The sequence below is a fragment of the Janthinobacterium sp. BJB301 genome (assembly GCF_002735685.1).
Lineage (GTDB): Bacteria > Pseudomonadota > Gammaproteobacteria > Burkholderiales > Burkholderiaceae_D > Janthinobacterium > Janthinobacterium lividum.
The window spans coordinates 1,274,268-1,296,584 of record NZ_PDZJ01000001.1; the positions used below are offsets into that span (position 1 = coordinate 1,274,268).

At 64.3% G+C, this 22,317-nt stretch carries 17 protein-coding genes; 10 read left to right on the top strand and 7 right to left on the bottom strand.

Annotation, left to right across the window (positions count from 1 at the left end; all coding sequences use genetic code 11):
* The first annotated feature begins 151 nt into the window (after window positions 1–151).
* The 3 genes from CSQ91_RS05490 to CSQ91_RS05500 all read left to right on the top strand — a co-directional run bounded on the left by CSQ91_RS05490 (window position 152) and on the right by CSQ91_RS05500 (window position 4,921).
* Window positions 152–2,296 carry a TonB-dependent siderophore receptor gene (locus CSQ91_RS05490; RefSeq protein WP_099387613.1) on the top strand — a complete coding sequence of 715 codons (2,145 nt, stop codon included), beginning with the start codon at window positions 152–154 and terminating at the stop codon, window positions 2,294–2,296.
* Between the two features lie 55 nt (window positions 2,297–2,351).
* The gene (locus tag CSQ91_RS05495; protein ID WP_099387614.1) at window positions 2,352–2,747 is read left to right on the top strand and encodes a DUF2946 domain-containing protein; all 396 of its coding nucleotides are present in this window, start codon (window positions 2,352–2,354) and stop codon (window positions 2,745–2,747) included.
* Window positions 2,748–2,836: 89 nt separating this feature from the next.
* Window positions 2,837–4,921 (top strand): TonB-dependent receptor, encoded by a 2,085-nt coding sequence (locus CSQ91_RS05500; RefSeq protein WP_099387615.1) that lies wholly within the window; start codon window positions 2,837–2,839, stop codon window positions 4,919–4,921.
* Between the two features lie 238 nt (window positions 4,922–5,159).
* Here CSQ91_RS05500 and CSQ91_RS28525 read toward each other — a convergent pair whose 3' ends face one another.
* Window positions 5,160–6,119: a hypothetical protein gene (locus CSQ91_RS28525; protein WP_143450954.1), complete on the bottom strand. Its 960-nt coding sequence runs from the start codon at window positions 6,117–6,119 to the stop codon at window positions 5,160–5,162.
* A gap of 393 nt (window positions 6,120–6,512) precedes the next feature.
* Between CSQ91_RS28525 and CSQ91_RS05505 the strand changes: the two genes are divergently transcribed.
* From CSQ91_RS05505 to CSQ91_RS05515, 3 genes are read left to right on the top strand one after another with little or no spacing between them, the layout of a single operon-like run.
* A complete protein-coding gene (locus tag CSQ91_RS05505; protein ID WP_099387616.1) occupies window positions 6,513–7,832 on the top strand; it encodes a D-serine ammonia-lyase in 1,320 nt (439 codons plus the stop codon).
* The gene (dsdC, locus tag CSQ91_RS05510; protein WP_099387617.1) at window positions 7,832–8,743 is read left to right on the top strand and encodes a DNA-binding transcriptional regulator DsdC; all 912 of its coding nucleotides are present in this window, start codon (window positions 7,832–7,834) and stop codon (window positions 8,741–8,743) included. Before CSQ91_RS05505 ends, dsdC begins: the two co-directional genes overlap by 1 nt.
* Before the next feature lie 43 nt (window positions 8,744–8,786).
* Window positions 8,787–9,599 (top strand): ferritin-like domain-containing protein, encoded by an 813-nt coding sequence (locus CSQ91_RS05515; protein WP_099387618.1) that lies wholly within the window; start codon window positions 8,787–8,789, stop codon window positions 9,597–9,599.
* 19 nt (window positions 9,600–9,618) lie between these two features.
* Here the strand turns inward: CSQ91_RS05515 and CSQ91_RS05520 are convergent, their stop codons facing one another.
* Window positions 9,619–12,993, bottom strand: a complete 3,375-nt coding sequence (locus CSQ91_RS05520; protein ID WP_099387619.1) for a hypothetical protein — start codon at window positions 12,991–12,993, stop codon at window positions 9,619–9,621.
* 264 nt (window positions 12,994–13,257) lie between these two features.
* On the opposite strand from CSQ91_RS05520, the gene CSQ91_RS05525 reads away from it, so the two are divergent.
* Window positions 13,258–13,488: a hypothetical protein gene (locus CSQ91_RS05525; RefSeq protein WP_143450955.1), complete on the top strand. Its 231-nt coding sequence runs from the start codon at window positions 13,258–13,260 to the stop codon at window positions 13,486–13,488.
* Here the strand turns inward: CSQ91_RS05525 and CSQ91_RS05530 are convergent.
* Entirely contained in the window at window positions 13,442–14,545 is a 1,104-nt protein-coding gene (locus CSQ91_RS05530) for a DNA topoisomerase IB (RefSeq protein ID WP_099387621.1), read from the bottom strand. The genes CSQ91_RS05525 and CSQ91_RS05530 overlap by 47 nt on opposite strands.
* A gap of 92 nt (window positions 14,546–14,637) precedes the next feature.
* Here CSQ91_RS05530 and CSQ91_RS05535 point away from each other — a divergent pair, with 92 nt between their 5' ends.
* Window positions 14,638–15,021 carry a YkvA family protein gene (locus tag CSQ91_RS05535; protein WP_052140069.1) on the top strand — a complete coding sequence of 128 codons (384 nt, stop codon included), beginning with the start codon at window positions 14,638–14,640 and terminating at the stop codon, window positions 15,019–15,021.
* On the opposite strand, the gene CSQ91_RS28860 is transcribed toward CSQ91_RS05535, so the two are convergent.
* From CSQ91_RS28860 to CSQ91_RS05550, 4 genes are all read right to left on the bottom strand, one after another.
* The gene (locus CSQ91_RS28860) at window positions 15,018–15,188 is read right to left on the bottom strand and encodes a hypothetical protein (protein ID WP_180276945.1); all 171 of its coding nucleotides are present in this window, start codon (window positions 15,186–15,188) and stop codon (window positions 15,018–15,020) included. The genes CSQ91_RS05535 and CSQ91_RS28860 overlap by 4 nt on opposite strands.
* A 91-nt stretch (window positions 15,189–15,279) precedes the next feature.
* Window positions 15,280–16,461: a serine hydrolase domain-containing protein gene (locus tag CSQ91_RS05540; RefSeq protein ID WP_099387622.1), complete on the bottom strand. Its 1,182-nt coding sequence runs from the start codon at window positions 16,459–16,461 to the stop codon at window positions 15,280–15,282.
* A gap of 105 nt (window positions 16,462–16,566) precedes the next feature.
* A complete protein-coding gene (locus tag CSQ91_RS05545; protein ID WP_099387623.1) occupies window positions 16,567–17,862 on the bottom strand; it encodes a cation:proton antiporter in 1,296 nt (431 codons plus the stop codon).
* Window positions 17,863–17,911: 49 nt separating this feature from the next.
* Window positions 17,912–19,027, bottom strand: coding sequence for a mechanosensitive ion channel family protein (locus CSQ91_RS05550; RefSeq protein WP_070256285.1), 1,116 nt, complete (start codon window positions 19,025–19,027; stop codon window positions 17,912–17,914).
* A gap of 261 nt (window positions 19,028–19,288) precedes the next feature.
* Between CSQ91_RS05550 and CSQ91_RS05555 the strand changes: the two genes are divergently transcribed.
* On the top strand, window positions 19,289–21,556 hold the full coding sequence (locus CSQ91_RS05555; protein ID WP_099387624.1) for an alpha,alpha-trehalose-phosphate synthase (UDP-forming): 2,268 nt from the start codon (window positions 19,289–19,291) through the stop codon (window positions 21,554–21,556).
* On the top strand, window positions 21,556–22,317 hold the full coding sequence (otsB, locus tag CSQ91_RS05560) for a trehalose-phosphatase (RefSeq protein WP_099387625.1): 762 nt from the start codon (window positions 21,556–21,558) through the stop codon (window positions 22,315–22,317). The genes CSQ91_RS05555 and otsB overlap by 1 nt, the downstream gene beginning before the upstream one ends.

A 22,317-nucleotide genomic window follows, 5' to 3' on the forward strand; every position in this document is an offset into this window, starting at 1 on the left:
TCAAGTGATAACAGGTGCTCCAGTGATCTTGTTTCTTCTGTAAAACTCACACAAACTCACCTTTTATTGATAATGATTCCTATTACCGGTATCATGAGCACTAACCGTAAGTTTCCATTTGTACATATTTTCTCATTGAAAGCCCGATGTCATGCCTGTCGCTTTTCCACGCACCCGTTTACTTCCAGTCGCCGCAGCCCTGTCGCTGGCCTTCGCTTCCCATGCCGCGTTGGCGGCCAATGGGGCCAGCGGCCAGGACGACCTGACGGCTGGCGATGAGAAAGTCATGCAAGCGGTGCAGGTGACGGGCGCCCGCGCGCAGGGCCTGGTGCCGCTCACCACGGAGGCGGGCAGCTTTCGTGGCGCCAGCATCATGGACGTGCCATCGACCGTCAACGTGATCACGCGCGAGTTGCTGGAGCAGCAAGCCGTGTCCGGCCTGTACGACGCCGTGCGCAATACGGCGGGGGTGACGCGCCAGCAAAATGGCGGCGAGACCTGGGATCAATTGGTGATACGCGGCATCGCCGTGGAAAACCGCACGAATTACCGCCTGAACGGTTCCATGCCCATCATGAACTTTTCGCAAGTGCCCATGGAGAACAAGGAGCGGGTGGAAGTGCTGAAGGGCGCCTCGGCCCTGTATTACGGGTTTACCTCGCCGGCTGGCGTCGTCAACTTCGTCACCAAGCGGGCCGGCAGCCAGCCCGTCACGAGCATGGGCCTGAGCCTCGACGACCGCGGCAGTGCCGTGGCGCATGTCGACGTGGGCCGCCGCTTCGGCGCGCAGCAGGAGATCGGTGTGCGCATCAACGCGGCCGGCGGCACCCTGGGTTCCTGGCTGGACCATGTCGGCAACGGCAACCGCCGTTTCCTTTCCACGGCGCTCGACTGGAGAGTAACGAACAAATTGCTGCTGAAGGCGGACCTGGAATACGAGCGCCGCAGGGTGACGGAGCAGGCGGGCGTGGCCTTGCCCACGGCCGTGAAAGGCGTGATCAGCTTGCCCCGTGCCGTCGATCCGCGCAAGCTGATCGGCCCCGACTGGTCACATTTCGAGGCGCAGACGAAAAACGCGCAATTGCGCGCCGATTACGCCATCGCGGATGGCTGGGCCTTGACGGTGGAAGCGGGCCACTCGGAAACGGCGCGCGACCGCCGCCTGGCCATCTTCCGCCTGAACAACGCGGCCGCGCTGGCCACGGGTGCGGGCCGCATCACGGGCAATATCCAGCACAGCGTGACGGCGTCGGACCTGCTGCGCGCGGAACTGGCTGGCAATTTCAATACGGGTTTTATCGCCCATGAACTGACCCTGGGCGCCTCGCGCACGGACAAGTCGCAAGATCCGATTTACCAGAGCAATTACACGATTGCCTCGCAAAATCTGTACAACCCCGTGCCCGTGACGAATGTCGTGTTCGGCCCCAAGCCGACGGCGCCCACGACGGCCGCGCTCGACACGCGCGACACGGGCTTGTACGCGCTTGACCGCATGGTCTTCAGCCCGCAATGGCAAAGCGTCATCGGCGTGCGCCGCAGCAGTTATCAAAGCGACCAGGGCGCCAGCCACTACGACGTCAGCAAGACGACGCCGATGGCGTCAGTGATCTACAAGGCCACGCCAGAGCTGTCATTTTACGTGTCCACGGCGCGCGGGCTGGAGGAGGGGGAGACGGGGCCGACGGGCGCCGCCAACCAGGGCGTCAAGATGGCGCCCGGAGTCAGCAAACAGAAAGAGCTGGGCGCGCGCTGGATGACCCCAAGCGGCACCTTGCTCTCCGCCGCGTTGTTCGACATCACGCGCCCCGGCTACTACACCAACGCCAGCAATGTGTTCACGTCCGATGGCGAACAGCGCTACCGTGGCCTGGAGCTGTCGACCCAGGGCAAGCTGACGCGCCAGCTGTCGTGGCAGACGTCAGCCCAGTTCCTCGACCCAAGCTTTGCGCACATCAACGCCGACTACAACGGCAAGGCGCCGGAAAACGCATCGAAACGCACGGCCAGCGCCTTTTTGGCTTACGCGTTTGACGCCGTGCTGGGCTTATCCGTCAACGGCGGCGCGTATTACTACAGCGCCCGTCCCGTCAACGACCTGAACCAGGCTTTCCTCGGCGGCGTGAGCCTGTTCAGCGCGGGCGCCCGCTATGCGAGCCGCGTGATGGACAAGGCCGTCGTGTGGCAGCTCAACGTGGAAAATGCGGCCGACAAGCGCTACTGGGCCGGTGCCGGCACGCGCCTGGCGTCCGGCGCGCCGCGCGCCATCAAGCTGTCGATGAAAGTGGATTGGTAGGGAAGGCTTGACCTGGACCCTGTGCGCAGGGTGCTTGCCCTGATACAATGTTGCCATGTTCATCAGCAAAGGCAAGGCAAGCATCGTCCTGTGGATCGCGTGTATCGCCATCTTCCTGGCCACGCTCGCCCCTACGGTGTCGCGCGCGCTGACGGTCGCCAGCGGCCTGGCCGTGCCCAGCCTGGAAATCTGCTCGGTGGCGGGCGGCATGAACATGCTGCCCGCGGCATTCTCCACGGACGCGCCCGATACCTCCAAGGGCGGCATGCGCATGGGCGACTGCCCGTGCTGCAGCATGCATGCGGCCACCCTCGATATTCCCCCCACGACCCTGGTGCTCGCCTCCGGAGAAATCCTCACGGGCTTGCTGCCCCTGCTGTTCTACCAATCCGCCACACCCCTGTTCGCCTGGACACCCGTCCAGCCCCGCGGGCCGCCTGCCGCTTTCTGATCTGTCCCTTTCCCTGAACTGCCTTGCGCCGCGCGTGTCGTGCGCTTGCGTCTGTTCGTTTTACCTATACAGAATCTGAAAGCAGCACCATGAAACATTTACCGTTATTGATTTCCCTCGCCATCGCCATGCCCGCCGTGGCGCAAACCCGCACTGAAGAGGTCTTGCCCGAGATGAAAGTCATCGTCGCGGGCGTCAAGGAAGGCTACCGTCCCGCGGCCGACACGGCGCTGATGCTCAGCAGCACACCCGGTTACAGCGTGGCGGCCGGCGGCGGCGTGTCCGGCTTGCCAGTCGTCAATGGTTTCGCCGATGATCGCATCAAGATTCGCATCGACGGCATGGAACTGACGTCGGCCTGCGCCAACCACATGAATGCGCCGCTGTCCTATATCGACCCGCAGCAGGTGCAGCGCATCAAGCTGATTGCCGGCGTGACGCCCGTCAGCGCGGGCGGCGACAGCATCGGCGGCACCATCGAGGTGCAGTCAAACGCCCCCGTGTTCGCCCAGCCCGGCGCAGGGCTGCTCACGCAAGGCAGCTTTGCCGTGTCCGGCCGCAGCGTCAACAACAGCGTGGCGACCAGCGTGAACGCCTCGGCAGCCAATGATATGCTCAGCATCGGCTACAGCGGCGCCTACACGCGCGGCCACAGCTATGAAGATGGGCATGGCAACACCGTGCTGGCCAGCATGGTTGAAAGCATCAACCAGTCCATCGTGCTGGCGGCGAAACGCGATGGCCAGCAACTGACCCTGCGCGCCGGCGTGCAGCACATCCCGTACCAGGGTTTTCCCAACCAGTACATGGACATGACGGATAACCATGGCCAGTTCGCCAACCTGGCTTACCAGGGCACATTTGCCTGGGGCGTGCTGGACGCGCGTGCCTACTGGCAGCAGACGGACCACGAAATGGGCTTTTTCACGCCGGAGCGCACGGGCACGATGCCGATGATTACGCATGGACGCAACACGGGCTATGCGCTGATGGCCCGCTTGCCGACCGCTGCGGGCGAGTTGCGCCTGGGCCAGGAGTGGCACGGTTTTCGCCTCGACGACTATTGGCCAGCCGTGCCCGGTTCCATGATGATGGGGCCGCGCACCTATCTGAACATCAACGACGGCAAGCGCGACCGCACCGTGCTGTTTGGCGAGCTGGAGACGCGCCATGGCCAGGATGCGCGCTGGACGAGCGTGCTGGGCTTGCGCGGCGAATCCGTGCGCATGGACACGGGCGACGTGCAATCGTACGGCACCAACATGATGAACATGCCGGACGTGATGGCAGCCAGGGCGTTCAATGCGCGCAGCCGCAGCCAGCGCGACACGAATATCGATGCCTCCGCCCAGGCCACCTTCACGCCCGATGCGGCCAGCAGCTATGAATTCGCACTGGCGCGCAAGGTGCGCTCACCCAACCTGTACGAGCGCTACTCGTGGGGCCGCGGCTCGATGGCGATGACCATGACCAACTGGTTTGGCGATGGCAATGGCTATGTGGGCAGTATCGACCTCAAGCCCGAGACGGCTTACACGGCGGCGTTCACGGCCGACTGGCATGGCGGCGGCGAGGAGGGCTGGTTCGTGCGCGTCAACCCGTACTACAGCAAGGTCGACAATTACATCGACGTCGACGTGCTGGCATCTTTCCACCCGTATATGAAAATGGGCGCGAACGGTAATTTGCTGCGCTTTGCCAACCACGACGCCAAACTGTACGGCGCCAATGTGGCATGGCAGCTGCCCCTGGCCAGCAGCACGCGCTGGGGCAGTTTCATGGCCAGCGGCAACGCCGCATACACGCGGGGCAAGCGCAGCGATGGCGGCGACTTGTACCGCATGATGCCGTTCAACGCCTTGCTGGCCGTCGAGCACAAGCTGGGCGCCTGGAGCAACCGCATCGAGACCAAGATCGTGGCGCGCAAGGAGAAGGTCGACGCGCGCCGCTTCGAACCCGAGACGGGCGGTTATGCGCTCGTCAACCTGCGCAGCAGCGTGGCGCTGGGCAAGATGGCCAGCCTGAGCGCGGGCGTGAGCAACCTGTTCAACCGCGCCTACGCGGACCCGCTGGGCGGCGTGTACCTGTCGGGATTGAAAACGAACGGCGGGGCGCTGCAAGCCTTGCCTGCAGAGGGCAGGTCGATTGATCTGGGGCTGCAGCTGAAGTTCTAAGGCTGGCAATCCGCAGGCGTTTTCGACTTCCCCCATAGGGAGGAATAGGGCGCCTGCCGCCCAGTTGCTTGCGAAACCCTGAAACCTGCGGCATTCCGTCAGATCATGGCTGGCTGCGCATGCGGGCATCGGGAATGATTAGATCAGAGCAAAACACCGCCAGTTTAAATGGAGGAAAGATCAGCGGTATCTGTGGTCAGCTTACGTGCAGATTTGCCAAAGTCCATTGCTGGACGCTTTACTGACTTCCTAGGCAAATGCGGCAGTTTCCTCCAAATCCGTGTTTGCCTCCAGGCGCCGAGTGACTGAATTGGCCGCTGTCCTTGAAGCCAGCCGGGCAAACCGGTGCGGCAGCCACAGGAAGCCATCCGTCCCCACTGCATTGAGCGATGATCTTTTGACCGGCTAGCGTGGCTTCCACCAAAGTGACTTTCTTTGACAGGTTCATTGCATCGCTTCGTAATTCGGATGCCCATGCACCTGCGGCGTATCCAATTTGTGGCAAGGAAATTGGCAGGGCCCCGGAGGAAGTGGTCAGGATAAGCTGCACGGGAGCATAGGTCCGATTAGCAGTGGCGGGATCAATGAATGGCTTTCTCGAGCAGATGAGAGACCACTGTGCCTCACTTTGCGGGAGTTGAAATCCAATCACATTAAATTCCTTATTCAGCGTCTGTATCTCCCCATTGGTCTGAGCATTGCAGGAGACGGCAGCTGGATCAATCGCGAGCGATTCAACTGATTGGGGCGCTGCGCTTTTTCGCTGCACGCTTATCGAAAAGACGGTAGGCGAATCATTTGTAGGCATGGACACTGAAGTGGCCACACCTTTGGTACTGAGTGCTCGGCATGCAACGTATGCATCCAGCGAGTTGCGCACAACTAGGCTTGAATCAGCCTGGCTATAGCTTGTATTGGTATCGAATGACTGTTCACCTTTACAATAGGCATCCTTTGACGTGTAGGAAAGTCCGAGTGCAGACGTCGCATCCTTATAGTCAATGCCCAAGCCGGTATTCGATGAGGTACAAACATTCTTATAGTAGTATTTTCTTTGGTCCGAAAATGAGACATCGTGTCTGACATCCCTCGACGCATATCTGAGTATGTCTCCGCAGGATTCAAGCTCCTGCGCCACGACGGGGCAGGTGCTGATGCTGATAAAGAGAGTTGCAACGCAAAACGACAGGGTCTTCATGTGTTCACCTCTGGGTGTGAAAACTATAAAAGAGTGATTGCGTGGACAAATACCGGAGTCAGGCGAAAGCTGGCCGCACGCTCTGCCTGGAGAACCGATTTCCAGGCGTGGCGGTGGCGCTACAGATATGACGATCAAATCTTTGTAAGACTGGTCTTACAAAGATAGTTGACCCGGACGGTAAAAAAACTCTCGAATTGTCACTTTGCAAAAAAATGGCGATCTCTGTGCCTGTTGCCGCTGAATAGCGCCATCGATCCGCTACTGTGTCTGGGATCTGCTGCATGAATGTGCGGACACATGATGCCCCGTCACCCATTGCCTGATCAACCATCCTTTGCCAGCGGCGCCCGGATGCGGTCTAATCAGGGCTTGTTCCTTCACGAGGTTGCCATGCTGCCCACTTCCGCCATCGCCGCGCTGCGCGAAAAATTTCCCCTGATTACAGAACTGATGGCCTTGCAGCCCTTGAGCTGGTTTAATCCCGCCATCGCGCCGGCGGCCGAGGCCTTGAACGACGTGGGCTTGACGGCGGACGATGTGGCGGCCGCCAGCGCGCGCCTGGCCCGTTTTGCGCCCTATCTGGCCAAGGCTTTCCCGGAAACGCAGGCCAGCGGCGGCATCATCGAGTCGCCCGTCGTGCCGCTGCCGGCCATGCAGGCGGCGCTTGGCATGCCTGGCGGTCGGCTGTGGCTCAAGCAGGATAGCCATTTGCCCATTTCCGGCTCCATCAAGGCCCGTGGCGGTATCTATGAAGTGCTGAAACATGCGGAAATGCTGGCGCTGGACGCCGGCTTGCTGAAGGAGGGCGATGATTACAGCTTGCTGGCCAGCGACGCCGTGCGGGCTTTCTTTGGCCAGTATGCGATCGCCGTCGGTTCCACGGGCAATCTGGGCTTGTCGATTGGCATCATGAGCGCGCGCCTGGGCTTTCGCGCCACTGTGCACATGTCGGCCGATGCGCGCCAGTGGAAGAAGGACAAATTGCGCAGCCACGGCGTCACCGTCGTCGAGTACGCGACTGACTACAGCGTGGCCGTGGAAGCGGGCCGCAGGCAGGCTGAGAATGATCCGGCTTGCCACTTTGTCGACGATGAAAACTCGCACGATCTGTTTCTCGGCTACGCGGTGGCGGGCCAGCGCCTGAAAGACCAGTTCGCCGCAAGCGGCGTCACGGTCGATGCCGCGCACCCGCTGTTCGTGTATTTGCCGTGCGGCGTGGGCGGCGGCCCCGGCGGCGTGGCATTCGGCTTGAAGCTGGCCTTTGGCGACCATGTCCACTGCGTGTTTGTCGAGCCGACCCATTCGCCGTGCATGCTGCTGGGCGTGCACACGGGCTTGCACGATCGGATCAGCGTGCAGGAAATCGGCATCGACAATGTCACGGCCGCCGATGGCCTGGCCGTGGGACGCCCGTCCGGCTTCGTCGGACGGGCCATGCAGCGGCTGATCGACGGTTACGCCACCGTCACGGATGAAGAACTGTACCGCTTGCTGGCGACGCTGGAGCAGACGGAGCAGCTGCGCCTGGAACCGTCGGCCGTGGCCGGTTTCGCGGGTATTCCTTTCGTGCTGGCCGCGCCGCAATATCAGCAGAACCTGGCGCAGGCCACGCATCTGGTGTGGGGCACGGGCGGCAGCATGGTTCCCGAGGCGGAAATGGCCGCCTACGTGGCGCGGGGCCGCGCGCTGCTGGCGGCCGGAGCCGCTTGATGCCGGCCGGCGCGGCGCTCACGGCCAGCCAGTTCGCCAACCTGCACACCTTTCTCGTGGCGGCGCGCCATGCCAGCTTCGCGCTGGCGGCGCAGGAACTGGCGCTCACGCCCAGCGCCGTCAGCCACCGCATCGCCCGGCTGGAGGCGGGCCTGGGTCTGCGCTTGTTCGAACGCCTGACGCGGCAAGTCAAGCTGACGCAGGACGGCGAACGCATCTTTGCCGCCCTGCAGGCGGGCTGGGACGGCCTGCAGGTGGCCATTGCCGGCGGCGACACGCTGGCGGGCGGCGTCACCGTGCATGCGCGCCCCTCGGTGGCGCAATGCTGGCTGGTGCCGCGCCTGGCAGGGTTCGCTGCGCAGTATCCGGACGTGTCGATTGATTTGCGCGTGGGTAATGATAGCGTGGACTTTCGCGCCGGCCAGGTCGACCTGGCCTTGCATTATGGCGACGGCAGCTTTCCCGGCCTGGCCTCGCGCAAGCTGATGGATGAATGGCTGGCGCCCGTCTGCAGTCCCGCTTATGCGCGCGAACACGGCCTGCTGGAGACGCCACATCACTTGTCCAGCGCGACGGTGCTGCACGACACCCTGGCCTGGCCCGCCTGCGCGCCCGATGCGGAGTGGCGCCTGTGGCTGGACAGGCAGGCGCCAGACGTGAGTCTGCCCGCGCGCAGCCTGCGCTTCGACCGCGCCGACCTGTGCGCGCAGGCGGCCATCCACCACGCGGGCGTGGCCATGGGCCGGCGCCAGCTGGTGCAGCCGTGGCTGGCCAGCGGCCAGCTGGTCTTGCCGTTTGGCGGGTTTGCCTTGGCCAGCCCGCAGGCGTATTACCTCGTGCACAGCGGGCGCGCCGCGCTGCCGGCACGGGTGCAGGCCTTGCTCGACTGGCTGCTGGGGCAGGCAATTTGATACACTGCGCGCCTTACCAAGTAACGCGCCAGAAAGCAGCCCCATGCAACCATCTCCCTTGACCTCCACCGCGCCAGCGGAATTGCGCGCATCTGCGCTGGCCTGCCTGCTCGAACCGGACCCGGCGACCAAGGTGGCGATGGTGGCGGCCATGGCCGAAGCGCAGTTGGCGCTCGATGCGCAGGCGCCGCTGGCGCCGACCGGCCCCGTTCCGGGCCGCCCCGTGCGTCCGGAACTGGTGCCGCCGCGCCTGGTGGGGCGGCGTTCGATGATCACGCCGGAAGGGCGCGCCATGCTCGTGCACGCGCTCGCGCATATCGAATTCAATGCCATGAACCTGGCGCTCGACGCCCTGTGGCGCTTCCCGGACTTGCCGGCCGAGTACTACACGGACTGGCTGCGCGTGGCGAAAGAGGAAGCCACGCACTTTGCCATGCTGCAGGCGCACCTGCAGGTGCTGGGCCACACGTATGGCGATTTTCCCGGCCATGACAGCCTGTGGGAAATGGTCGACAAGACGCGCGGCGACGTGCTGGCGCGCATGGCGCTGGTGCCGCGCACCCTGGAAGCGCGGGGGCTGGATGCGATTCCGCCGCTGCGCGCCAAGCTGGCGCAGGCGGGAGACATGGCCGCCGCCGCCATCCTCGACATCATCCTGCGCGATGAGGTGGGTCACGTGGAAATCGGCAACCGCTGGTATGGCTACCTGTGCCAGCAGCGGGGCCTGGAACTGCGCGCCACGTATGCCGAGCTGGCGCTGCGCTACGAAGCCCCGACCCTGCGCGGCCCGTTCAACCTGGAAGCGCGGCGCCGGGCCGGGTTTTCCGAGCTGGAACTGTCCGACTTGCCAGCCTGAGGCCATCGCGGCGTGGCGGTCACGGGTGGGCCGTCAGGCTGATGTGCCAGTGGCTCAGGTGTCCCTTTTCGATATGGACTTTCATCGGCTTGAGCCACGCGCCCGCGCCGGGGATCTTGTCGGCCGGATCGGCGGAAAAGCGCCCGTTGACGAGCGCCAGCTTGACGAAGCTGGGGCCGATGTAGACGACGCGCGTCCTGGCCGGTAACGCCTCCTGGGCCAGCATGGCGCGGTTGGCCGCGATCCAGGCCAGCAAGGCCGCCAGCTTCGGCTTTTGCGCCGGGTTGGTGACCACTTCCGCCTTTGCCGCGATGATCAGTTTCTCGATGTCGGCGCCATTGTTCTGGCCGCCCAGTGTATCCGTGTAGCCGCCCGCGCCGTCGGCGTAGCGCAAGTCGATCTGCTGGCCGTCGCTGTGGCCGCTGTGGCCGAGGATGGAACGGCCCGTGGCCGTCTGCGTCACGTGCTGGCCGCTGATGTCGTCGAAGCGGTAGGCATTGCCCGCCAGCCAGGCGATGGCCAGGCGCGTGGCCCACGAGTCGCCGCCCGCATCGCGCGCGCCATAGCGGCGCGCCGCCAGCGCCGCTTCATTATTGGCCAGATACAGGGGAATGTAGGCCGTGTCGCCCTTGAATTGCACTTGCCCCCCTTCGGCCGGGTCGGAGCTGGCGTCGGTATTGTCGATGCGGCCCTTCAGGCGCACCGTGACGACGGCTTTCTTGTCGAGCTTGGCGCCGGCAAAGACGGGCAGCACCAGGCTGGGAAATTTCACCTTGCCGGCGCTCTTGGTATTGACCTGAGACAATAAATTCACCGTGCTGAAGGCGGGATTGCCGCCACCGGCCGAAATGCCGATATTGACCTCCGTAATCGTCGCCGCCGCCGGCGTGTAGTGCAGTTCCAGCGGCAAGGTGTGGGTGGCCGTCGTCGCTCCTTGCGAGACGGATACATACGGTCCCGGCAGATTGCCCGTCAGCTTGATCGGCTGCAGCACGGGGTGGGCGGCCTTGTTGGGCGAGCTGAATTTCGCCTGCGTCACCTTCAAACCCTTGCACACGAGGCTCAGTTCCACCGTCGTCACGGTGGCCAGGGAGCTGTCGCCGATATTCGTGGCACTGACATTGCCGCCCAGGCTCAACGCTCCGGCCTGGGTTTGCTTGGTGACATCGACGCATTCCGTCCTGACGATGCTGCCCTGCGTGTAATGCGTCTGGTTGACGGCACCCGTGGCGGCCAGGTTGACGCCGGGCAGTCCCGTCACGGCGTACGACCAGGTATCGTTGTACTGGCTTTGCGCCGTCGTATAGACGGGGTACTCGGCCGTGCTGACGGTGATTTTCACGCCCACGTTTTTCGTGCCTTTGGGCACCGTGTAGCTGACGGGCACGCTGATGGTCTGGTTTTGCGCGGCGGCCGTGGCCGTGAACGTTTTGCTGCCCTCGTCATCCTGCGGCGTCACGTCCGGCACGGCGCGGGGCGCGGCTGTCTCGGCGCGCGCGGGCGGACCGGCGCCATCCTGCGTGACAGTGGCGGCCGCGTAGCTTTGCGGCGCGGCGCGCTGGGCCAGGCCGGGGCCGTACGGATAGACGATGTCCACGTTGATGGTGGTGCTGTTGTCGAAGACGGCGGTGCTGACGCTGACCACGCCCGGGTGGACGAGATCGTTCAAGGTCAGCTGGTAGGTATCGGGCAGCACGCCGTCAAAATGGAAGGCGCCCGTGGCGTCGACCACGGCCACCTGGCGCTGGTGGCTGTTGTAGCCGGCCAATAACATCTTCTTGCCGGCCAGCCCCGTGGCATTGCCGCCCGCGGGAGTGCGCAGCTGGCCTTGCAGCACGGTACCGGACTTGATGGCGATCAGGGCATAGCTGGCCGTGAATTCACCGTCCTGCGAGACGAAATTGAGGTTTATCTCGTAGGTGCCGTTGGGCAGGAGTATCAGCATCTGCTGCATGGCCGCGGCGCTGATGCGGAAACTGTTGCTGGCCGCATCGAAGACCCAATACTGCTTGAGGCTGACGGAAGCGCCGCCCGGCGTCGACAGCAGGCCATCGCTGTCCTCCTGCAGGCTCGTGGGGGCGGCGCCCATCAGGCGAAATTCCAGCGCGGTCGCCTGCAGCCGGTTGTTCGGCCCCAGTCCGGTGATGGCCAGCACGGGCGCCGTGGCGGGCACGTTGCCGTCGTCGTCCGGCTCCACATAGGTTTCCACGGCCGTGGGCAATTCCGTCTGGATCAGCAGGTCGAGGGTGGTGACGCTGTTGCCCTTGCTGAGGAAAAACTGCGCGTGCTGGTCCACGCCCGTGTCACCAGGCGTGGAAAAGCGCAGGCTGCCGTCCTGCAGCAGCACGTCCGTGACGTCGCCGCTGGCCTTGACGCTGTCGGCGCCGTCCGTAAAACCCAGCTCGGCCAGCGACAGCACGACCACCTGCGCGGGCCGCACGGGATCGAGTGCGATGCCGGCGTTGGCGCTGAAAGTCCACGCCAGGCCGCTGCTCTGGAAGGCGATGTTGCGCTCGATGCGCACGATGATGGTGTCGTCGGGCGTGACGGTGGCGCCCGCATCGATGCTGCCGGCCAGCACGTCGCCATCGATGATGGTGCTGCCTTCGGGCACGCTGGCCAGCACGGCTTGCACATTGCTGGCCGCCTCGCCGCTGTTGTTGCGGATATGCACGCGGTAGGTATAGTCCCAGGCCGTGCGGCTGACGCGCTGTTCGGCCACCTTTTCCAGCTGTGTCACTTCGAAGTCCCCGGCGGCCTGGACGGCGGTTGCGGTGCCGGCCAGCATGACCTTCGGCGCGGGCGGCTGCGTGGGATCGTTCGAACCGCCGCAGGCGCACAGGCTCAGGGCCAGCAAGGGAGCCAGCACGGCGGCGGCCAGTTGCCGGCGCCGCAGGCCGGCCATGGCCAGCACGCCGGCCAGCAGCAGCCAATATGTAGAGGGCAGGGCGATGGCGGCCGGCTGTGTGCTGCCGGAGTCGAGATCGATGAAGGAGACGGGGTCGAGGATGGAAAACGGCTGGGCGCCGGGGCTGCCCGCGCCCAGGTAGTCGAAGGTGACGGAAAAGCCCGTGGCCGCCGCGCCGGGAGTGATGCCGCCCGCCAGCGCCAGCGCGTCGAGGTAGCCGCTGGCGGGGATGGCGGGATCGGGCTGCACCAGCAGCACGTCCCAGCCGGGTGCAGTGGAGACGCCGTGCAGGTTGGCATACTGGCCCACGCTGAAGAACAAGGTGAATTCCTCGATGGGCACGGACAGCGTGGTATTGCTGACCGTATAGTCGTAGCGCCACTGCGTGCCGCCCAGCGAAGTCGCCGTGTAGCCGATGCTGGTGGCGTGCGCGGCAGACATTGCGCATAGCAGCAGCGCCAGCAGCGCCTGTTTGATAAAGCTCATGATCGTTCCCCCGTTGACTGGCGCCAAGCGTGCCCAGGCAAGAGGTCAAGCAGGAAGCATTCCCGAACAATTTTTTCTGTAAAAACAAGGGCTTGGTCGAGGCGGGCCGGAGCAGGTGTCAAATCTGCCGACACGGGACGTTATGGCTGAGCCTGTCAGCGCTGTCCTACCCGTCTTGTCGAAACTGTCTGATTGTATGCCTTACGGAAACACGCGATGATCGTGTTCATGCTGCAACAGCCAACCATTCCGACGGAGTATGCGATGCAAAAGCCAGACCAGTCCATTCACGTGAACAAGCCGTTCTTGCTGATCTGCCTGTTTACTTTTTCGACCCTGGCGGCCACTTTCATCAATCCGGGCGAGGCGCCGGCCAGTGATGCCGCACCGGCACCCGTGGCGCGCGAGGCTGGCCATGGCTCCTTGCCCGTCTGCAGCACGGATGCCCTCAAGCTGTCGGCCCATTGCCAGCCCCAGCCCGGGCGCCAGGCTTGACGGGAACGGACCCCTGCAGCCGCTGCTGCAGCAAGGCCAGCACGGCTGCTTCCTCCGGTGCCAGCGCCGGCAAATCCTCCTGCATTTGCTGCCGCGCCCGCGCGCGCATGCCTTCCAATAAGCTGCCATCCAGATACGATTCCAGCACGGCCGGATGCACATAGCACTTGCGGCAGATCGTCGGCGTGTTGCCCAGCTTTTTAGCCACGGATTCGATCGCCTGCACGATGTTTTTCTTGGCTTGCGCATCGGAGTCGACCTGTTCGAACGCTTGCAGGGCCAGCGCGGCCAGCAAGGTGCCGGACCAGGTGCGGAAATCCTTGGCGGTGTAATCTTCGCCCGTCACCTCGCGCAGGTAATCGTTGACGTCGCCCGAGCCGATGCCGTGGCGCTCGCCCTCCGCATCCACATATTGAAACAGTTCCTGCCCCGGCAGTTCGCGCATGCGCTGCAGCACCCTGGCCAGGCGCCGGTCGCTCAGGCGGATATCGTGGCGCACGCCGCTCTTGCCCTTGAAATGGAAGGCCACGGCGCTGCCGTCGACCTGCACGTGGCGCGTGCGCAGCGTGGTCAGGCCGAACGATTTGTTTGTGCGCGCATATTCTTCGTTGCCGATGCGCATCATCGTCAATTCCAGCAGATACACGATGGTGGCCAGCACTTTTTCACGGGGTAAGCCCGGCAACTGCATGCCGCGCGCGACGGCGGCGCGGATGGCGGGCAGGGCGCGGCCAAAGCTGAGCATGCGCTCATATTTTACTTCGTCGCGCACCTGGCGCCAGCGCACATGGTAGCGGTACTGTTTTCGTCCGCGCGCGTCGCGTCCCGTCGCCTGCAGGTGGCCGTTGGCGTGCGGGCAGATCCACACGCCCGTCCAGGCCGGTGGAATGGCCAGTGCCTTGATGCGCGTCAAGATGGCGGCATCGCGCAGGATCGACCCGTCCGCGTCGCGGTAGCGGAACTTGCCGGGCTTGCCCAGGCGGGCGATGCCGCCCTGGTGGTCGCCCGTGTAGCGCAGGCCGGCGGCGCGGGCCGTGGTGGTGGCAGATATTTCCATGGCGATAGCTTACCTTGCAGGCCGCGCACCCGCCGCGCCGTTATGCTAAGGTGCGCATTCGTAACGCCGTGCGCGGCAGACAGGAGCAGCAGATGTTTGGCAGAAAAAAGAATCTGGAAGAAGACCACGCCCCCCAGGCCGACAAACAGTATGAAAAGAAATACACGGATGACAGCTTCTGGGACAAGGTCGTCAAGTTCGCCAAGACGGCGGGACGCGAAGTCATCGAGAAAGCCCTGTGGCTGTACTACGCGGCACAGCAGCCGAATACCCCGCTGTGGGCCAAGACGGCGATCTATGGCGCGCTCGGCTATTTCATTTCCCCGATCGATGCGATTCCCGACATCACGCCCGTGGTTGGCTATGCGGATGACCTGGCCGTGCTGGCGGCGGCTGTCGCCACGGTCGCCACCTACATCACGGCCGAGGTCAAGGAACGGGCTGCCGAGAAACTGCGCGGCTGGTTCGGCGTCTAACCGCCGGGAGCGGGCTGGCCCGGTTGGCCCTTGACGGCATTGCGGTAGCGGGCCCTGGCCTCGGCCCTCTTGACCGCTTCGCTGGCGATGTTCTGCGCCTTGATGCGGGCTTTTTCACTCTTGCTGCGCTGCTGCGCCACGTCCTTGTTGCCGATACGGTTAGTCATGCTGGTCTCCTCGTTGAGTGTCAAGTCTGACCAGCACAGCATACTTTCTTGCCCGCGCGCCACCGTGCGTCCGCTCACACAAGCGGCATGCCTACCTCGCTGGCGCGCCGCTGCCGCCATGCGCCAGCAGGCGCAGCACGACTTCTTTCTGGAATGAGCGAAACTCCTTGTCGGCGCTGACGTTGGCGAAGGCCAGCACGGCAGTCTTGCTGGCCCGGTCGACGCAGACGACGGACGCGGCGCCCGGGTCGCCGCCGCTGTGCGTGGCCAGCGGCTTGCCGTCGACGTCGCGCAGCAGCCACACCAAAGCCTGGCGCACGGACGCATCGGCAGGCACGACGGGGGCCGCTTGCGGGGCGAAAAACAATTGTAGAGTGGAATCTTGCAGGTAACGGTGGCCATCGACCCGGCCGCCATTGCTGAAGATGGCCAGGAAACGGGCAAAGTCATGCGCGGAGCTGCGCAGCAAGCCGGCCGGCCAGTCCGGATAGCCGACGGGCGGCAACACTTGCAGGCCCGGCTCCTTGTGCGCATATGGCTGGGCGACGACGGCGCGCCGCGGCAAGCCGGCCAGGTTCCAGGCCGTGCTGTCCATGCCCAGCGGTTCGAACAGGTGCTCGTGCGCAAAGGCGTCCAGGCCATCGGGATTCAAGCGGCCCACCAGATAGCCGAGCAGGGCGATGCCGACATTGCTGTAGCGCCATTCCGTGCCGGGCCGGGCGGCAAACGACACATCCGCGTCATACCAGGCGCCGCCGCGCGACAGATAGCCCTTGACGAAGTCGCGCAGGGGCAGTCGCGGGTCGCCCTGCACGGCAAACGCTGTCGTCTTTTCGTACACGGCATCGGAAATGCCTGAGGTGTGGCTGAGCAAATGCCGGAAGGTGATGGGCACATCGGGAAACTTCGGATGCATGAGCGGGAAGTCCAGGTGGGCCGCCACCTTGTCGTCCAGCTGGAAGGCGCCTTGTTCCAGCAGCATCATGATGGCTGTGGCCGTGACGAGCTTGCTGACGGAGGCGACATGGAACACCGTGTTGGCATCGGCTTTCTTGCCGGCCTGGATGTCGGCCCAGCCATAGCCGCGCGCGAATATGGTGCGCTCGCCGCGCACCACGGCCACGCTCATGCCCGGCGTTTCCGTGCGGGCCAGGCCATCGCGCATGAAGCCGTCAAATGCAGTTTCCCACGCCAGCCTGGCCGGATCGGTGGCGCAGCCCGTTTGCAGCAGGGCCAGTGAGACGCCCAGTCCCAGCACGCTTCTTCGTTTCATTGCTTCTCTCTTTTGCCATTTTTAATGATCTTAACAATATTTCTGCCAGCCATAGGGGCAATTGACAAAACATTGCTACACAGCAATGGTAATGGGGGCTGGCGCCTATTTGCGCCAGTAGCGTTCCAGCAGGGGTTTGACCGTCAGGCCGTGCGCGACGATGGACAGGATGACGACGACCAGGGTGATGTCGGCCAGTTCGCGCGCCAGGCCGCGCGGCAAGCCATGCGCGATGGCATAGCTGAGGTAGTACAGCGAACCGATGCCGCGCACGCCGAACCACGCGGCCAGCCCGCGCAGGCGCATGCCGGTGCCCGACGCCAGCAAGCCAAGCATCACGCTGGCCGGGCGCGCCACCAGCAGCAGGAACAGCGCTACGCTCCACGCTTGCCAGTTCCAGGCGGCGGCCGTGACGGCGCCGCCCAGCAACAGCACCAGGGTCAGTTCGGACAGGCGTTCCAGGTGTTCCTTGAAGACGAGCGATTCGCCGCTGACGGTCAGCGGCACGTCGCTGCCGTGCGGCTTGGTGGCGGACACGGCATGGGTTTCTTCCGCCTGCAGCAAGCCTTGCCGGTCTTTCGGCGCGCCGGCCAGCCGCAGTTCCGTCTGGCGCAAGGCCACGCCGGCAAAGAAGACGGCCAGGAAGCCCCACGCGTGCAGCCAGGTAGTCAGGCCGTAGACGAGGGCGATCAAGCCCAGGGCCGCCAGATCGTCCAGCATCGCGTGTTTCGGTTCCTTGGCGCGCACCTGCCAGCCCAGCCAGGCCAGCAGCGCGCCGCCGGCCGCGCCCAGGGCCATGGCGCCCGCGCTGGCCCAGACCAAATCGCGCCACAGCCAGGTGGCGCCGTGCGGCCCCAGTTCATGCAGGCCCAGCAAGCCCAGGCCCAGCATGACGAAAGGAAAGCCGCTGCCATCGTTCATGCCCGCCTCGCTGGTCAGGATGAAGCGCAATTGCTCGCTGTCGCCCGCATGGCGCAGCTGCACGTCGGTGGCCAGCACGGGGTCGGTGGGCGCGAGGATGGCGCCCAGCAGCACGCCCGCGCCCCATGGCAGGCCCAGCACCCAGTAGGCGAACGCGGCCACCAGGGCCACGGAAATAGCCATCGACAGCCACGCCAGGCGCAGCGACGGCAGCCAGCGCGCCAGGCTGAATGGCACGGGCATCTTGACGCCGGCGGAAAACAGGGAGATGAGGACGGCGATTTCCGTCAGGGTTTCCAGCAGGGGCGCCTGCTGCACCAGGTCGAACGCAAACAGGCCGAGGAACATGGGGCCCAGCAGCAGGCCCACGCCCAGGTAAGCCATGGCCGAGGTCAAGGGCAGGCGCGCGATGCCGTCGGCGCCCAGGCCACGCGCCAGCATCAGGCAGCCGATCAGGATGAACCAGGCGGTGGTGCTCATGCGAACCATTGTAGCGGCGCGCGGGCAAGGGCAGCGCGCCGCAGGTTTTTCAGGCTTTGTGCAGTGACACGCTGTCGTTCTGCGCCTGCATGGCGTGCAGCTCGATGGGGTCGTGCGTGGAGCGCAAACGGGGCAGGCCGTGCGGGTAGTGGGCCGTAATAAATGCCAGCATCTGCTCGCGCACGATGCAGCGCAGCTCGAAGGCCAGGCCTGAATCCGCCGCGCTGATCAGAAAGCGCACGCGCACGGCCCGCTCGTTCGAATCCGTCGCCTGCACGGTGCAGACCCGGCCATCCCATTGCGTGGCGGATGCGCAGATGCGCGTCAGTTCCGCGCGCAGCGGTTCGAGCGGGATGCTGAAATCGAGCCACAGGAACACCGTGCCCAGCAGGGTGGACGAGCTGTGCGTCCAGTTCTCGAACGGGTTTTCAATGAACCACTGCAGCGGCACGATCAGGCGGCGCTCGTCCCACACGCGCACGACGACATACGTACCCTTGATTTCCTCGACCTTGCCCCATTCGCCGTTGACGATCAGCACGTCATCGATGCGAATCGGTTGCGAAAACGCAATTTGCAACCCAGCAATGAAATTGCCGAGCACGGGGCGTGCCGCGATACCGGCCACCAGGCCCGCCACGCCGGCCGAGGCCAGCAGGCTGGCGCCGATCTGCCGCGCGCCGGGCAATGTCAGCAGCACGAAGGCCAGGCCCAGGATCACGACGATGGCGTGCGCGCTGCGCGTGAGCACGCGGGCCTGGGTGATCAGGCGGCGCGCGCGCAGGTTGTCAGCCACGTCGACGGGATTGACTTCGGAAATCGTGATGGAAAGCGCCTGGATGCACTGCATGGCCAGCCAGGTCAGCGCGATGATCAGCGCCACGCTGGTGATATGCGACATGGCGACCAGCCCCGGCGTGTCGTCGGGCGCGCCGGCCAGCACCATGCGCAGGCCGAAGACGATCACGCACAGCTGGCTGGCGCGGAAGGCCACGCGCGTGGCATTGGTGGTGAATGGGCGGCCATTGGCCAGTCTTTTCAGCAGGCTGATGCCGGCCCGGTGCACGCCGATGGCGACCACGGTGACGAGCAGGGCGGAAACGAACACGGTCAGTGCCGAGCGCAGCGGGCCTCCCATCAGCGAGTGGAACGTGCTGAGATCCATAGGCGAAAACTCCTTGAAATTGGTGGGGGGGGGATGTCGGAAGCGGGTATTTTACGGGCAGATGGCGTAACGGGGGCGTGCGTTGCCGTACGGATAAGACCTGCATCAACGTGGATACTGGAAGAAATTGCTGCGCTGCGCCATGCCATGTTGACGTTTCAATACGGAAAGCAAACGGGCGTCGCCGCAGTGGAAACATAGTCATACTTGCCATGCTTTTTGTTTTTGCAAAGGAAAACGATGATAGTACGATCACTCCGAATGTCCTTGCGCTTCATCCTGCCACTGGCTCTGGTGCTGGGATTGTTTGCTTATATTGTGGTACCCCTGCTCGACAATATCACCCTGCGCTGGTATGTGCGCGACCTCGACAGCCGGGCAGAATTGCTCGCCGGAACCCTCCGGCCCTCGCTCACCGAATACCTGCCCGCGCAAGATGCCGCCCGCATCGGCGAACTGTTCCAGGGCGCCACGCGCGACGAACGCCTGATCGCCATCGGCTTTTGCGACAATGCAGGCCACCTGGTTTACCAGTCCGCGCAATATCCCGCTTCCATCGGCTGCTGGAGCACGCCTTCCACGGGCGGCCTGTACAAATCCCTGGCGCAATTGCCGCAAGGGCAAGTCCACATCAGCGAAACGCCCGTCATGCAGGATGCATCCCAGCTGGGCCGTTTGGTGCTGGTGCAGGACATGAGCTTTGTCGAGCGCCGCAATACGGATACCAAGCGCTTCATCTTTGCCTTCCTGGCCGTGCTGGCCGTATTGATTTCCCTGATGACCGTGTTCGTGGCCCATTTGAGCTGGCGCGGCTGGCTGTCGGCCGTGAAGGATATTTTACGGGGCGAATTGCTGCCGAAAAGTAATGGCGCAGTGGCCGCCGCCACGGCGCCCGCCGCCGCGCCCGCGCCGCCGCCGGAAATGCAGCCGCTGATCGGCGACTTGCGCGAATTGCTGCAGGAATACCACCTGGAACGCCAGGGCGACAACGGCTGGTCGTCCGACTGGACGCCGGACAAGCTGCGCGCCTTGCTGGAAGCGGACTTGCAGGGCGACCAGGTGCTGGTGGTCTCGAACCGCGAACCGTATATCCACACGAAAACAGATGCCGGCGTCACCGTGCAGCGTCCCGCCAGCGGCCTGGTGACGGCCGTGGAAGCCGTGATGCGGGCCTGTTCCGGCACGTGGATCGCGCATGGCGCCGGTTCCGCCGACCGCGAGACGGTCGATAAGCTCGACCATGTGCCCGTGCCGCCCGACAATCCCAGCTATACCTTGCGCCGCGTGTGGCTGACGGACGAGGAAGAGCAGGGCTACTATTATGGTTTCGCCAATGAAGGCATGTGGCCGCTGTGCCATATCGCCCACGTGCGTCCCGTGTTCCGCTCGACCGACTGGGAACAGTATGTGAAGGTCAACCGCCGCTTCGCCGACGCCGTGATCGCCGAGGCGAAGACGGACAATCCCGTCGTGCTGGTGCAGGATTACCACTTTGCCTTGCTGCCGCGCATGGTGCGCGAAGCCTTGCCGAAGGCGACGATCATCACCTTCTGGCATATCCCCTGGCCAAACTCGGAATCGTTCGGCATTTGCCCATGGCGCGAAGAAATCCTCGACGGTTTGCTGGGCAGCACCATCCTCGGTTTCCATACGCCATTCCACCGCAAGAATTTCCTGGAAACGGTGGACCGCTACCTGGAAACGCGCATCGAACCGGAAGCGTCGACGATTTCCTATGGCGGCGAAATGACGCAAGTCGAGGATTACCCGATTTCCATCGCCTGGCCGGAAGACAATCCGGCGCAGCCGGACGTAGCCACCTGCCGCGCGCAAATCCGCAGCGAGCTGGGCGTGGCCCAAGACCACTTGCTGGGCATCGGCGTGGACCGCCTCGATTACACGAAAGGCATCGTCGAGCGCTTCCAGGCCGTCGAGCGCATGCTGGAACAGCAGCCTGGCATGGTGGGCAATTTTACCTTCGTGCAAATCGCCGCCCCCAGCCGCGCTTCGCTCGATGAATATCAAAGCTTCGACGCGCGCGTGCGCAAGATGGTCGAGCGCATCAACCGCCGCTTCGGCAGCGGAGATTATGTGCCCATCCTACTGAAAGCCGAGCACCATGGTCAGGATGATTTGCAGCGCTATTTCCGCGCCTCGGAAGTGTGCATGGTGACGAGCTTGCATGACGGCATGAATCTGGTGGCCAAGGAATTCATCGCCGCGCGCGACGACGAGCTGGGCGTGCTGGTGCTGTCGCAATTTACGGGCGCCGCGCGCGAGCTGCATGAAGCGCTGATCATCAACCCGTATCACATCGAGCAGGGTGCCGACGCCCTGTACCGCGCCCTCGTGATGCCGCCCGTGGAGCAGCGCGAGCGGATGAAGAGCATGCGGGCCCGTGTGAAACATTTCAATGTCTACCGCTGGGCCGGGCGCATGCTGCTGGACGCGGCCCGCTTGCGCCAGCGCGACAAGGTCATGACCAAGATCGACGCCCACAGCCGCATCAAGCGACGCAAGGGGATCTGATGGACGATACCCCTGACGATAGCGCGGCCTTGCTGCAACTGCTGGGTACACCTGGCACAGCCGTCTTCCTCGACTTCGACGGCACCCTGGTCGACCTGGCGTCCACGCCCGATGGCGTGCGCCTGGAAGCGGGCGTGGTTGAAGCGCTGGCGCTGCTGGCCGAGCGCCACGGCGGCGCGCTGGCCCTCATTTCCGGGCGTCCCATAGTCCAGCTCGATGCCATGCTGGCTCCCTTGACCCTGCCGGTTGCCGGCGTGCATGGCGTGGAGCGGCGCGGCGCCGATGGCGTGCTGCATGTGGCGGCCACGCCCGATGTCTCGCCCGTGCTGGCGCGTGCGCAGGCGTTGGCGGCGAGGTACCCCGGTTTGCTGGTGGAGCAGAAGCGCGGTGCCGTGGCCCTGCATTACCGGCTGGCGCCAGATCTCGAGCAGTTATGCCTGCAGGAAATGACCGCAGCCGTGCAAGCGTGCCCCGGGGTATTGCTATTGCATGGCAAAATGGTCCTGGAAGCCAAGCCGGCCGCCACCGACAAGGGCGGCGCGATCGCCGCCTTCATGCAGGAAACCCCGTTCGCCGGCCGCCGGCCCGTGTTCGCGGGCGACGACACCACCGACGAGGCAGGCTTTGCCTATGTTCAACTAGCAGGCGGGCAGGGCGTGAAAGTGGGCAAGGGCCCCAGCGCCGCCACCCTGCGCCTGGCCAGCCCGGGCGCATTGCGCGCCGCGCTGCTGGCCGCGTCCGTATCGCCTTTCAAGGAGTAG